The organism is Stenotrophomonas pictorum JCM 9942 (assembly GCF_001310775.1).
Taxonomy (GTDB): Bacteria; Pseudomonadota; Gammaproteobacteria; order Xanthomonadales; family Xanthomonadaceae; genus Stenotrophomonas; species Stenotrophomonas pictorum.
Genome location: NZ_BAZI01000001.1, coordinates 18865 through 32991 on the forward strand (window position 1 = coordinate 18865; position 14127 = coordinate 32991).

The following is a 14127-nucleotide window of genomic DNA, read 5'->3' on the forward strand; positions in this document are numbered from 1 at the left end:
GATGCGTGCGGTGTTCGCCGGGCTGAAGCGGCGGCTTTCGCAGCGCACCGATAGCGAGCACGCACAGGCGTTCGTGCGGATCGTGCTGATCGCGCTGATCCTGGCTTATGTGCTGTTGTCATCCCCTAGCTGGGGCTTGCCAGCCGGGCAGCTGCGGCTGGTGGTGACATTGATCCTGATCGCCCAGGGCCTGTCGCTGGTGCTGATGGGCTGGTTGCTGTGGCGTCCGGCGCGTTCGGATCTGCGCCGCATTCTCGGCATGGTCGATGACTATGCGCTGATGTCCATCGCGATGAGTGCGATCGGCGAACCGATGGCCCCCATCTATGTCGTGGTGATGTGGGTCACTGTTGGCAACGGTATGCGCTATGGCAACCGCTATCTGTGGCTTGCAGTGGCCATGGCGACACTCAGTTTCGGGGTGACGCTCACGCTGAGCGACTACTGGCAGCGCAATCTGGGTCTGGGCGTTGGTCTGCTGGTGGGATTGGCGGCAATTCCGCTGTATTTCGCCAGTCTGTTGAAGCAGCTGACCGAGGCGATGGCGGAGGCACGCCGCGCCAGTGATGCCAAAAGCCGGTTCCTGGCCAATATGAGCCATGAGTTCCGCACGCCGCTCAATGGCCTGTCGGGCATGACCGAACTGCTGGCCACCACGCGGCTGGATGATGAGCAGCGCGAGTGTCTGAACACGATCCAGGCATCGGCCAGCAGCCTGCTGGCGCTGGTGGAGGAGGTGCTGGATATCTCGGCGATCGAGGCCGGCAAGCTGCGCGTGGACGCGCGCGATTTCTCTTTGGCCGAGCTGATCCAGTCCATCGGCCTGATTCTCCAGCCTCAAGCGCGTGCCAAGCAGCTGGACTACCGGGTGTTCGTGGAAACCGGCGTACCCGATGGCCTGCACGGCGACGCTGCGCACCTGCGCCAGATCCTGCTCAATCTTGCTGGCAATGCGGTGAAGTTCACCGACAGCGGCAGGGTTGAAATCCGGGTGTCGATGCGGGCGGCAGCGGGCGATCATGCACTGCGGATCCGTTTCGATGTTCTGGATACGGGTATTGGCGTGGCCCCGTCATTGCGCCCGCGCCTGTTCGAGCCGTTCGAGCAGGCGGACGTGTCCCTGGCCCGGCGCTATGAAGGGACCGGGCTGGGAACGGCCATCGCCAAGGGGTTGACGCAGACGTTGGGAGGTGAGATCGGCTACCAGGACAACCCGGGCGGCGGCAGCTGCTTCTGGGTGGAAGTGCCGCTTGTCCCGGCGCAGGCCGGGGACGTCGCGCGTGCGCCGGTCGCGTTGGATAGCCCGGAGGCCATCGCCGAGGCGTTCCCCAATGTCATCTCGTTTTCCGACCCGTTCCGGCGCCATCGGGCACGGGTTCCCAGCCTGCAGGTGCTGGTGGCCGATGACCACGAGGCCAACCGGATGGTGCTGCAGCGCATGCTGCAGAAAGCCGGTCATCGCGTGCAGTGCGTCAACGGTGCCGAGGCGGTCCTTGATCTGCTCGCCGAGTGTGAGTTCGATGTGGTGATTGTCGATCTGCACATGCCCGGCATGAGTGGTCTGGACATGCTCAGGCAGCTGCGTGTGATGCAGGCCGGTGGTGGACCGCGCACCCCGGTCGTGATCCTCAGTGCCGATGTGACCCCGGATGCGATCCAGCGCTGTACGCAGGCTGGTGCGCACACGTTCATGGCCAAGCCGGTGGTAGCGGCCAAACTGCTGGAAACCCTGGCAATCATCGCAGGTGAAGGTGACGCGCGCAGCCCGGCGACCCGCACCGTCATCGAAGCGCCGGTGACCGGCGATGACGTGTTGAACCCGGATGTGCTGGATGAGCTGGCGACGCTGGGCCTGGGCGAAGGCTTCGAGCGCGAGTTCATACGCCAGTGCATGACCGATCTTGTCACCTGCAGCGACGCGGTGGGGGCAGCCAGCGAGCAAGGTGACTGGGAGCGTATGCGCGAGCAGGCCCATGCGGTGAAGGGCGTGGCCGGCAATCTGGGTCTGACCCGGGTGGCAGCGCTGGGCGGCGAGCTGATGGCGATGGCCGACTGGCAGTTGCGCAGTGAAGGCGCACAGTGCCTGCCCCGTCTCCAGGCGGCGCTGCTGGAGGGGCGGCAGGCATTGGATGCGCGCGCGGCACGGCGCACGCACCCCCAGGGTGATGAAACCGCAGGCTGATCAGCGTGCGGTCTGCCCGCTGCGGCGGGTCTGTGCCTTGACCAGGCGGTCCATGGTGCGCAGCGACTTCTCGTCCAGTGCCAGCGCGGCCTCGACCCAGACCTTGGTGATGTCCAGCAATTCCTGGTAGCTGACCGCGTGGGAAATGCCGCGCACGGCATTCATTGCCAGACAGGAATGGGGGATGCGCTGCTGCTGGCGGATCAGGTCGTTGACCGCTTGCTCGCCTTGTCCGCGCGGTACCAGGATGTCGACCACGCCCATGGCGTGCATCTCTTCGGCCGTATAGACGCGGCCTTCCAGAATGATGCGCTCGGCCAGTTGCGGCGATACCCGGCGGCTGAGGAAGTTGTAGGCGCCCATGCCCGGGAACAGCCCGAACAGCACTTCCGGCAGGCCCATGCCGACACCTTCCTCGGCCACGATGGTGTGGCACGACAGGGCCATCTCCAGCCCGCCACCGAGCGCGTCACCCTGCAGCAGGGCGATGGTGCGGAAGTCGCCATTGAGGCCACGGTCGAAACGGTGGACGCCATCGATGCAGCTGCGGGCGTAGCGCAGCAGGCCCTCGGCATCACGGGCCCGGATCAAGGCTGAGAACACATCCAGATCGCCGCCGAGGTTGAAGGCATCGGCATCGGAAGCAAGTACCAGGTGCTGCAGCCGGCGCGGCTCCCCCGGCTGCTTGGCGCTGATGCTGTCCAGGAAGGCGTGCATGTCCGTCATCAGGGGCTTGCGGAAACACGGGCGTACGCCCGGTGCGGCATCGGCGTGCATGTGCAGCCAATGCACGCTGCGGGTGGCATCGCTGCGGGTGCGGACGGTGGCGTAGGAGGGGGTTGCAGGCAGCAGTTCGATCAGGCTCATGGCTTGGTCCTTTGCAAAGGCCCGCTGAAGGGGACGTGGGCGGCGGGCGAAACGCTGGCACGTGGCGATGCTACACGGGCTTTGACAACCGTAAATGCGAAGGGCCCCTCCGTTTCCGGAGAGGCCCTGTCCTGTTCGCTCGATTTCGCCTGGTTCAGGTGCTCGCTGGCGCATCCCGCAATTCGCGGCGCAGGATCTTGCCGACGTTGGTCTTGGGCAGCTCCTTGCGGAACTCGACGATGCGCGGATGCTTGTAGCCGGTCAGGTTGGCGCGGGCGAATTCCTTGACCTGTTCCTCGGTCAGGTTCGGATCCTTCTTGACGATGACCACTTTCACCGCTTCGCCGGACTTCTCGTTGGGCACGCCGACTGCAGCAACCTCCAGCACCCCGGGCATCATGGCGATCACGTCCTCGATCTCGTTCGGATACACGTTGAAGCCGGAGACCAGGATCATGTCCTTCTTGCGATCGACGATATAGAAGAAGCCCTTCTCGTCCATGCGAGCCATGTCACCGGTATGCAGCCAGCCATCGGCATCGATGGCCTGGTCGGTTTCATCCTGGCGATGCCAGTAGCCCTTCATCACCTGCGGGCCGCGAATGCACAGTTCGCCCACTTCGCCGACCTGAACCTGCTGGCCGTCGTCGTTCTTCACGCAGGCGTCGGTGGAGGGGATCGGCAGGCCGATCGAGCCGTTGTATTCCTTCAGATCCAGCGGGTTGATACAGGCGGCCGGCGAGGTCTCGGTCAGGCCGTAGGCCTCGATCAGCGTCACCCCGGTGGTCTTCTTCCAGCGTTCAGCGACCGAACGCTGCACGGCCATGCCGCCGCCGAGCGTGACCTTGAGGCCGGAGAAGTCGACCTCGTCAAACCCGGGGGTGTTGAGCAGGCCGTTGAACAGCGTGTTGACGCCGGTGATGGCGGTGAAGCGGTTGTTCTTGAGCTCTTTGACGAAGCCCTTCATGTCGCGCGGGTTGGTGATCAGGTAGTTCAGCGCGCCGATCTTCATGAAAACCAGGCCGTTCGCCGTCAATGCGAAGATATGGTAGAGGGGCAGCGCGGTGATGATCACTTCCTTGCCCGGCTCCACGCCGGAGCCGCTGATCCATGCCGAGGCCTGCTGCATGTTCGCCACCAGATTGCGGTGGGTGAGCATGGCGCCCTTGGCCACGCCCGTGGTGCCGCCGGTGTACTGCAGGAATGCGATGTCGTCGTGGTCGATGTCCACGGCCGGCAGCCGGTGGCGTTTGCCCAGCGCCAGCGCCTCCTTGAAGCGGATCGCGCCGTGCAGGCGGTAATCCGGGACCATCTTTTTCACGTACTTCAGCACGAAGTTGACTATCGCGCCCTTCGGGAAGCCGAGCAGGTCGCCCAGCCCGGTGGTGATCACCTGCTTGACCGGTGTATCGGCGATCACCTGCTGCACGGTGTCGCCAAAATTGTCCACCACCACCAGCGCCACCACACCGGCGTCGACCAGCTGGTGCTTCAGTTCGCGCGGGGTGTAGAGCGGATTGACGTTCACCACGGTAAGACCGGCGCGCAGGATGCCGAAAGTGGCAATCGGATACTGCAGGCAGTTGGGCATCATCACCGCGACGCGATCACCTTTCTTGAGCTGCAGCTCGCCCAGCAGATAGCCGCGAACTGGCTGACCAGCGCATCGGTTTCGCCGTAGGTCAGCGTCTTGCCGAAGTTGGAGTAGGCAGGGCGATCACGGAACTTGGCCACAGACGTATCGAATACTGCCGCAACGGAGCGGAACTCGTTGACGTCGATCTCGGCCGGTACACCAGCCGGGTAACTTTGCAGCCAGGGACGTTCCTGATTCATCTTCCCCTCCAGGAAATGGATGTGGTCTAGTTGGACATCGACCGGCCGTCAGCGACACGGGCCGTTGTCGGCAGCATACCGTCCAGAATGGAAAAGGCGAAGGGAGATATGGCCCGAACGGCCCCGAATTACCTGCTTTGTGTCTTGATTTTGCTTTTACTGGCCGCCTGCAAGGCGGCGCCTCCCGAGCAGCGGCTGCGCCAGACGGTTGCCGCAATGCAGGAAGCGGTGGAGCGGGGGGCGCCTGGGGACTTCATGGCGTCCGTTTCGGCCGACTTCGTCGGCAACGAGGGTCTGGACCGCGCAGGGCTGGAGCGGCTGCTCAAGGCACAGCTGCTGCTGAACCACCGGGTGACGGTGCAGACCGGCCCGGTCACGGTGGCGATGGGCGACGACATGCGCACTGCCACGGTGCGTTTCACGGTGCTGATGGTCGGTGGCAGCGGGCGGTTCCTGCCCGAGCGCGGCGAAATGCAGGAGGTGGTCAGCGGCTGGCGCGATGAGGATGGCCGCTGGCAGGTGTATAGCGCTTCGTGGAAGAGGGCAGGTGAGCCGGAGCTTTAAGCCGGGCCGCACCGTGTCGCCCCAGGCCTCATCAGCGCCTGGGCAGGAAGCGCCCGGTCAAGGGCGCTTCCTGCCAAGATCAGGCCGCTTTCTTCGCGGCCAGCTGGCGTAGCACGTATTGCAGCAGACCGCCGTTGCGGAAGTACTCCACCTCCTTGGGCGTCAACAGCAGCACGTTGGCAGTGAACGTGCTGGTACTGCCGTCGGCCCTGGTCGCGGTGACCGTCGCGGTCTTGGCCTTGCCGTCGTCCAGCCCGGTCACATCGAACACCTCCGAGCCATCCAGGCCCAGACTCTGTGCGTTCTGGCCGTCACGGAACTGCAGCGGCAGCACGCCCATGCCGACCAGGTTGGAGCGGTGGATGCGCTCGAAGCTCTCGGCGATCACCGCCTTGACACCCAGCAGGTTGGTGCCCTTGGCCGCCCAGTCGCGCGAGGAGCCGGTGCCGTATTCCTTGCCGGCCAGCACCACCAGCGGCACGCCATCGGCTTTGTACTTCATCGCCGCATCGTAGATCGCCAGTTTCTCGCCGCTCTGGCTGCCCGGGGCGTAATACAGGGTGTTGCCGCCTTCCTCGCCGCCAAACATCAGGTTCTTGATGCGGATGTTGGCGAAGGTGCCGCGGACCATCACATCGTCGTTGCCGCGGCGGCTGCCGTAGCTGTTGAAGTCCACCGGCTGCACGCCGCGCGACTGCAGGAAGCGGCCGGCTGGCGAGTCCTTCTTGATGTTGCCGGCCGGGGAGATGTGGTCGGTGGTGATCGAATCGCCGAACAGGCCCAGCACGCGCGCGCCGTGGATGTCGGCGATGTTGCCGACCTGCATGGTCATGCCATCGAAGTAGGGCGGGTTCTTGATATAGGTGGAGTCCGAATTCCACTGATAGGCCTGGCCTTCCGGCGAGGCGATCTGCGCCCAGCGGCTGTCGCCCTTGAACACGTCGGCGTAGTTCTGCTTGAACATCTCCGGGCCGACGGTGGCGGCGATGGTGTCGCCGATTTCCTTGTTGCTGGGCCAGATGTCGCGCAGGTACACGTCCTTGCCGTCGCTGCCCTTGCCCAGTGGCTGGGTGGTCAGGTCGATGTTGACCGTGCCGGCGATGGCATAGGCGACCACCAGCGGCGGCGAGGCCAGATAGTTGGCCTTCACTTCCGGATGCACGCGGCCTTCAAAGTTGCGGTTGCCCGACAGCACCGAGGCCACCACCAGCTCGTTCTGGCCGATGCCCACGGATACCGCTTCGGGCAGTGGGCCGGAGTTGCCGATGCAGGTGGTGCAGCCATAGCCGACCACGTAGAAGCCGAGTTTCTCCAGATCGGCCAGAACGCCCGCCTTTTCAAGATAGTCGGTGACCACCCGTGAGCCGGGTCCGAGCGAGGTCTTCACCCATGGCTTGGCCTTCAGGCCCAGGCGCGCGGCATTGCGGGCCAGCAGCCCGGCACCGAGCATCACCGCCGGATTGGAGGTGTTGGTGCACGAGGTGATCGCGGCGATCACCACCGAGCCGTCGCACAGCTCGGCGTCCTCATCGTTGATGCGGATCTTCGAGATGGGTTTGGCAGCCAGGTGGGTGGCCTGCGGCTGGGCGCCGCCTTCCTCCTTGAAGTCTTCCACCGCGCAACCGACCCTGGGTTTGCGGTGGGCGATCAGGCCCTTGAGCGCTTCGGCGAAATTGCTGTGCACGTCCTCCAGCAGTACGCGATCCTGCGGACGCTTGGGCCCGGCCAGCGATGGCTTCACCTCGGCCATGTCCAGTTCCAAGGTGGCGCTGTACTGCGCAGGCGCGCTGCCGGCGTCATGCCACAGCCCCTGCGCTTTGGCGTAGGTCTCCACCAGGGCGATCTGTGCCTCGCTGCGGCCGGACAGGCGCAGGTAATTCAACGATTCGGCATCGATCGGGAAAATGCCGCAGGTGGCGCCGTACTCCGGCGCCATGTTGGCGATGGTGGCGCGATCGGCCAGCGGCAGGTGCTGCAGGCCGTCGCCGTAGAACTCGACGAACTTGCCGACCACGCCAAACTTGCGCAGCATCTGGGTAACGGTCAGCACCAGGTCGGTGGCGGTGGCGCCTTCGGGCAGTTTGCCGGTCAGTTTGAAGCCCACCACCTGCGGGATCAGCATCGACGAGGGCTGGCCGAGCATCGCCGCCTCGGCTTCGATGCCGCCCACGCCCCAGCCCAGCACGCCGATGCCGTTGATCATGGTGGTGTGCGAATCGGTGCCGAACACGGTGTCCGGGAATGCCCAGCGGGTGCCGTCGATCTCGCGCTCCATCACCACGCGGGCCAGGTTCTCCAGATTCACCTGGTGGACGATGCCGGTGTTGGGGGGCACCACCTTGAAGTTCTCGAAGGCCTTCTGACCCCAGCGCAGGAAGCTGTAGCGCTCGCGGTTGCGCTCGAATTCGATCTTGCCGTTGAGGTCCAGCGCATCCGGACGGCCGAACACGTCCACCTGCACCGAATGGTCGATGACCAGCTCGGAGGGGATCAGCGGGTTGATCTGCTCGGCGTTGCCGCCCAGCCGGGTCACCGCATCGCGCATGGCGGCAAGGTCGACCACGCATGGCACGCCGGTGAAGTCCTGCAGCACCACACGCGCTGGCATGAAGGCGATTTCGGTGTCCGGTTCCGCCGTCGGCTTCCATGTCGCCACCGCTTCGATGTGCTCCGGCCCTACGGTCTGGCCGCCGTCCTCGTGCCTGAGCAGGTTCTCCAGCAGGATCTTCATCGAATAGGGCAGGTGGGAGATGTCGAACTTCCGGCCGAGCGTGGGCAGGCTGCAGTAGGTGTAACGCTGACCGCCAACCTCCAGCTCGCTGCGGGTGGAGAATGAGTCGTTCATAGGGCTTGCTCCTTGTTGCATGCAGATGGCTTGCCGCGGCAGGGCCGCGCGGGCGTTCCGGGCCGGCGCCCGGTGATGTGAATGCGTACCCGAGTATGGCCGAAGCCGGATTGGGTGGGCGCTGCCAGCCGCCGCAGTCTAGGCAGGGCCATGTTGCGGCCATGTAACGGCGCCCAGCGCGACATCCGGCCGCAACGGACCGGGACGGTAGCGGGTCGATTGGGGTATGCCGGTCAAGGTATGTATAATTCATGCATACTTTGCTGGAGGTCCCATGGAAGCCACCGTAGCTGAACGCGGGCAGATCACCCTGCCCAAGGCGGTACGCGATGCACTGGGCCTGACCAAGGGCACCCAGTTGAAGGTCGAGCTGGACGGCAGCCGCATCATCCTGCGCAAAAGCGTGGACGACGCCATTTCCCGCGCGCGTGGCAAGTTCGCGCTGGACGGATTTGAATCGGCCGAGCAGGCGGTGCGCACCGTCCGCGACGAGACGGACGGCGCATGATCGCCGTCGACTCCCCGGTCCTGATCGAACTGCTCAGCGACGGCCCGCGTGCCGACGCGGTGGAGGCCTGCCTGCGGCAGGCGCTGGTCGGTGGCCGGGTGGTCATCTGCGGGACAACCCTCGCCGAGATCTGCGCCTCGTTGCGTGGCGGTGCCGAGGTGCAGGAAGCGCTGGAGGAAATGGGCGTCCATTTCAACGCGCTGGAAGCCAAATCCGCGCTGCGCGCCGGCGAGATGCACCGCCGCCACCGGCAGCGCAGCGGCGATACCCGCCGCATCGACGATTTCATGGTCGGTGCCCATGCCCTGTTGCAGTGCGACGGGCTGATCACCTGGAACGACACGTTTTACCGCGATTACTTCAAGGGCTTGAAGCTGATCGTGCCGCAAGCCTGATCCCATCCATTCTCAAACCGTACCCCCGGGAGTTGTCATGTTGGAAGCCTACCGCCACCACGTAGCCGAGCGCGCCGCGCTTGGCATCCCGCCGCTGCCGCTGACCGCACAGCAGACGGCCGACGTCATCGAGCTGCTGAAGAACCCGCCCGCCGGCGAGGCCGAGTTCCTGCTGGACCTGATCACCCACCGCGTGCCGGCCGGCGTCGATGATGCCGCCAAGGTCAAGGCCTCGTACCTGGCCGCCGTTGCCTTCGGCACCGAGACCAATGCGCTGATCAGCCGTGCGCGCGCCACCGAACTGCTGGGCACCATGCTTGGCGGTTACAACGTCGCGCCGCTGATCCAGCTGCTGGACGATGCCGAAGTCGGCGCCATTGCCGCCAATGCGCTCAAGCACACCCTGCTGGTGTTCGATGCGTTCCATGACGTGCAGGAAAAGGCAAAGACCGGCAACGCCAACGCCCAGTCCGTGCTGCAGAGCTGGGCCGATGCCGAGTGGTTCACTTCCAAGCCGGAAGTGCCGCAGAGCCTGACCATCACCGTGTTCAAGGTGCCGGGCGAAACCAACACCGACGACCTGTCGCCGGCACCGGACGCCACCACCCGCCCGGACATTCCGCTGCACGCGCTGGCGATGCTGAAGAACAAGCGTCCCGACGCGCCGTTCGTGCCCGAGGAAGACGGCAAGCGCGGCCCGATCCAGGAAATCCTGTCGCTGAAGGAAAAGGGCAACCTGGTCGCCTACGTCGGCGACGTGGTCGGCACCGGTTCCAGCCGCAAGTCCGCCACCAACTCGGTGCTGTGGTTCACCGGTGAAGACATCCCCTTCATCCCGAACAAGCGCTTCGGCGGCGTGTGCCTGGGTTCGAAGATCGCCCCGATCTTCTACAACACCATGGAAGACGCCGGCGCGCTGCCGATCGAGCTGGACGTGTCGCAGATGAACCACGGTGATGTGGTCGAGCTGCGTCCGTACGACGGCAAGGCGCTGAAGAACGGCGAAGTCATCGCCGAGTTCCAGGTCAAGAGCGACGTGCTGTTTGACGAAGTGCGCGCCGGTGGCCGTATTCCGCTGATCATCGGCCGCGGCCTGACCGCCAAGGCGCGTGAAGCGCTGGGCCTGCCGGTCACCGACCTGTTCCGCCAGCCGACCGCACCGGTCGATACCGGCAAGGGCTTCAGCCTGGCGCAGAAGATGGTCGGCCGCGCCTGCGGTCTACCGGAAGGCCAGGGCGTGCGTCCGGGTGCCTACTGCGAACCGAAGATGACCACCGTCGGCTCGCAGGACACCACCGGCCCGATGACCCGTGACGAACTGAAGGACCTGGCCTGCCTGGGCTTCTCGGCCGATCTGGTGATGCAGTCGTTCTGCCACACCGCCGCCTATCCGAAGCCGGTGGACGTGAAGACCCACCACACCCTGCCGGAGTTCATCTCCACCCGTGGCGGCGTCTCGCTGCGTCCGGGCGACGGCATCATCCACTCGTGGTTGAACCGCATGCTGCTGCCCGACACCGTCGGCACCGGTGGCGACTCGCACACCCGTTTCCCGATCGGCATCTCGTTCCCGGCCGGTTCCGGCCTGGTCGCGTTCGCCGCCGCCACCGGTGTGATGCCGCTGGATATGCCCGAGTCGGTGCTGGTCCGCTTCAAGGGCAAGATGCAGCCGGGCGTGACCCTGCGTGATCTGGTCCACGCCATCCCGCTGTACGCGATCAAGCAGGGCCTGCTGACCGTTGCCAAGCAGGGCAAGAAGAACATCTTCTCCGGCCGCATCCTGGAAATCGAAGGCCTGTCGGACCTGAAGATCGAGCAGGCGTTCGAGCTGGCTGACGCCTCGGCCGAGCGTTCGGCCGCCGGTTGCGCGGTCAAGCTGGACAAGGCTCCGATCATCGAATACCTGACCAGCAACATCACCCTGCTGAAGTGGATGATTGCCGAAGGCTATGCCGATGCCCGCACCCTGGCGCGCCGCATCGAGAAGATGGAAGCCTGGCTGGCCGACCCGCAGCTGCTGGAAGCCGATGCCGATGCCGAGTACGCCGCGGTCATCGAGATCGACCTGGCCGAAATCGTCGAGCCGATCGTCTGCTGCCCGAACGATCCGGACGATGCCAAGACCCTGTCGGACGTGGCCGGCGCGCAGATCGACGAAGTGTTCATCGGTTCGTGCATGACCAACATCGGCCACTTCCGTGCCGCGGCCAAGCTGCTGGAAGGCAAGCGCGACATCCCGACCCGTCTGTGGATCGCTCCGCCGACCAAGATGGATGCCGCCGAACTGACCAAGGAAGGCCACTACGGCACCTTCGGCGCCGCCGGTGCCCGCATGGAAATGCCGGGCTGCTCGCTGTGCATGGGCAACCAGGCGCAGATCCGTGAAGGCTCCACGGCGATGTCGACCTCGACCCGCAACTTCCCGAACCGCCTGGGTCGCAACACCAACGTGTACCTGGGTTCGGCCGAGCTGGCCGCGATCTGCTCGCGTCTGGGTCGCATCCCGACCCGTGAGGAGTACATGGAAGCGGCCGGTGTGCTGGCCGGTGCCGGCGATTCGATCTACCGCTACATGAACTTCGACCAGATCCAGGAATACCAGGATGTGGCCGACACCGTCACCTCCTGACACTGACGGTTGAGCAACAGAAGAAAGCCCGGCGATCGCCGGGCTTCCTTTGTTGTGGCTGCGCCGAAAGAGGCGGTATCAGGCCGCTGGCAGGGCGCCTCGGTGGTGTTCCAGCCACGACTCCAGTGCCGGTGCCGGCAGGGCGGGTGAGAACAGGAAGCCCTGCAGCAGGTCGCAACCGTGCGCGGCCAGGAACTGGCGCTGGCACTCGGTTTCTACCCCTTCGGCGACCACCAGTTTGTTCAGGTTCTCGCCGATGCGCAGGATCGACACGATCAGCGAGCGGGCGGTTTCACTGTGTTCGATGTCCTGCACGAAGCTGCGATCGAGCTTGAGCTCGCTGATTGGCAGGCGGTGCAGGTGGCTGAGGCTGGAATAGCCGGTACCGAAATCGTCCAGCGACAGGCAGAAACCCAATGCGTGCAGCGCATCCAGGTTGCGCAGGACGCGCGCATGCGCCGAGAGCATCACGCTTTCGGTCATTTCCAGCACCAGGTCGCCCGCCCCCAGGTGGTATTCCTGCAGCAGCCCGCGCAGCTGGTCCGGCAGCGTGGCGTTGTCGAAATTGCTCGCCGACAGGTTCACCGAGATCCGTGGAACCGGTACGCCACGTTGCCGCCAGTGGCCCAGGTCATCGCAGGCCTGTCGCAGCACCCACAGGCTGAGCTCGTCCATCAGCCGCATTCCTCGGCCATCGGAATGAACCGGGCCGGCGAGACACTGCCCATATGCGGATGTTCCCAGCGCAGCAGGGCTTCCACGCCGGAGAGCTGCTGGGTACGGCTGCACAGTTGCGGCTGGTAATGCAGCGTGAGCTGGTCACCGCGCAGGGCCTCGCGCAGGGCGGCCTCCATCACCACCCGTTCCTGTGCGACGCGGTTCATGTCCAGGCTGAAGAAACGGAAGCCCGAGCCGCCCTCGTCCTTGGCGCGATACATCGCCAGATCGGCGTGGCGGAGCAGGGTGTCGATGTCGCGACCATCCACCGGATACATCGCTACGCCGATGCTGGCACTGGCGTTGACGGTGATCTGGCCCACGTTCAGTGGCGCGGCGATGGCGCCGAGCAGGCGCTCGCAGATGGCCGCGGTCTGCACCGCACTGCAGCCGGGTACCAGGAGCAGAAATTCATCACCGACCTGCCGGCCGAACAGGGCGGAGGTGCCGACGACGCCGGCCATGCGCTGGGCCACGTCCCGCAGCAGACCATCGCCGGCGGAATGGCCCTGGCTTTCGTTGATGCGCTTGAACCGGTCCAGACCGATGAACAGCGCTGCGACCTGTTGCCCGTTCTGTTCGCAACTGGCGAGCAATTGCTCGGCGCGGGCGGTGAACATCATCCGGTTGGGCAGGCCGGTCAGCGCATCGTAGAACGCCAGCTGGTGTACCCGCGCGCGGGTGTGTTCGCGTTCGAGCGCGAGCGCGCACAGATGCAGGCTCAGTTCGACCAGCGCGCGGTGCCAGGGAGCAGGCTCGCGCGCTTCAAGGTAGTGGAAAGCCAGCGTGCCCAGCACCTGCCCGCTGCTGGAACGGATCGGGTTGGCCCAACAGGCGCGCAAACCGGAGGACAGCAGTTCGCCGGCATGCGCGGCGCACAGGGGATCGGTGGCGATATCGGCGACGATGAGCGGACGGTTGCGCCACGCTGCGACACCGCAGATGCCGCCGCCGACGCCGACCGGTTGCCCATTGAGATAGTCGACCAGCGCCGTGGGGAGGCTGGGTGCGGCGATGATCCGCAACATGTGGTTTGCATCGATCTGGCTGACCGAGGCACGCAGATCGGGTGCCACACGTTCTATCTCGCGGCAGATCAGGCTCATCGTCTCGGCCAGCGAGACTTCGCGCACCAGCGCATCGAGCACTTTGTTCTGCAGCACTTCGTGGGTCTTGGCCGCGGTGATGTCGGTCAGGACATTGATGAAGCAATCGACCGTTCCATCGGCAGCCGGTACCGGTGTGGCGACCACCGACACCCACAGCGGGCTGCCATCACGGCGATAGCCCAGCACATCGGCACGATGCGGCTTTCCGGCAAGGTGATGTGCCCCCAGCTGGCGGATCGTCTCCGCATCGGTGTGTGTGCCCAACAGCAGATGCTGCGGTTGGCGGCCGCAAGCCTCTTCGCGGGTATAGCCGAACATGCGGAAGAAACCGTCGTTGCTGTACTGGATGACGGCATTGCGGTCACACAGCAGGATCGCATTGGCGCTGTGGTCCAGCGCCAGTGCCAGCTGGCGTGCATCCACGGTGGGCGTGGATGGAGCGTTTGAAGCAGGCGTCACTTCCCGCATTGCTGCC

7 protein-coding genes and 2 pseudogenes are annotated in these 14127 nt (G+C 65.1%); 5 read left to right on the top strand and 4 right to left on the bottom strand.

Going from position 1 to position 14127, the window contains the following annotated elements:
* Position 1: 1 nt before the first annotated feature.
* Positions 2-2182, top strand: a complete 2181-nt coding sequence (locus JCM9942_RS00080; protein WP_054656737.1) for a response regulator — start codon at positions 2-4, stop codon at positions 2180-2182.
* Here JCM9942_RS00080 and JCM9942_RS00085 read toward each other — a convergent pair whose 3' ends face one another.
* Positions 2183-3049 carry a crotonase/enoyl-CoA hydratase family protein gene (locus JCM9942_RS00085; RefSeq protein WP_054656738.1) on the bottom strand — a complete coding sequence of 289 codons (867 nt, stop codon included), beginning with the start codon at positions 3047-3049 and terminating at the stop codon, positions 2183-2185.
* Between the two features lie 154 nt (positions 3050-3203).
* A pseudogene (gene rpfB, locus JCM9942_RS00090) lies at positions 3204-4885 on the bottom strand (fatty acyl-CoA ligase RpfB).
* Positions 4886-4972: 87 nt separating this feature from the next.
* Between rpfB and JCM9942_RS00095 the strand changes: the two are divergent.
* Positions 4973-5449, top strand: a complete 477-nt coding sequence (locus tag JCM9942_RS00095) for a Cif family virulence factor (protein ID WP_241772746.1) — start codon at positions 4973-4975, stop codon at positions 5447-5449.
* Between the two features lie 79 nt (positions 5450-5528).
* On the opposite strand, the gene acnA is transcribed toward JCM9942_RS00095, so the two are convergent.
* Entirely contained in the window at positions 5529-8294 is a 2766-nt protein-coding gene (acnA, locus tag JCM9942_RS00100; RefSeq protein ID WP_054656739.1) for an aconitate hydratase AcnA, read from the bottom strand.
* Between the two features lie 274 nt (positions 8295-8568).
* Between acnA and JCM9942_RS00105 the strand changes: the two genes are divergently transcribed.
* From JCM9942_RS00105 to acnB, 3 genes are read left to right on the top strand one after another with little or no spacing between them, the layout of a single operon-like run.
* Positions 8569-8802, top strand: coding sequence for an AbrB/MazE/SpoVT family DNA-binding domain-containing protein (locus tag JCM9942_RS00105; RefSeq protein ID WP_054656740.1), 234 nt, complete (start codon positions 8569-8571; stop codon positions 8800-8802).
* Positions 8799-9197: a type II toxin-antitoxin system VapC family toxin gene (locus JCM9942_RS00110; RefSeq protein WP_054656741.1), complete on the top strand. Its 399-nt coding sequence runs from the start codon at positions 8799-8801 to the stop codon at positions 9195-9197. Before JCM9942_RS00105 ends, JCM9942_RS00110 begins: the two co-directional genes overlap by 4 nt.
* A gap of 37 nt (positions 9198-9234) precedes the next feature.
* Complete coding sequence (acnB, locus tag JCM9942_RS00115) at positions 9235-11826, top strand: bifunctional aconitate hydratase 2/2-methylisocitrate dehydratase (protein ID WP_054656742.1); 2592 nt, start codon at positions 9235-9237, stop codon at positions 11824-11826.
* A gap of 78 nt (positions 11827-11904) precedes the next feature.
* Here acnB and JCM9942_RS00120 read toward each other — a convergent pair.
* Positions 11905-14120 (bottom strand): annotated as a pseudogene (locus JCM9942_RS00120) (sensor domain-containing protein).
* Between the last annotated feature and the right edge of the window lie 7 nt (positions 14121-14127).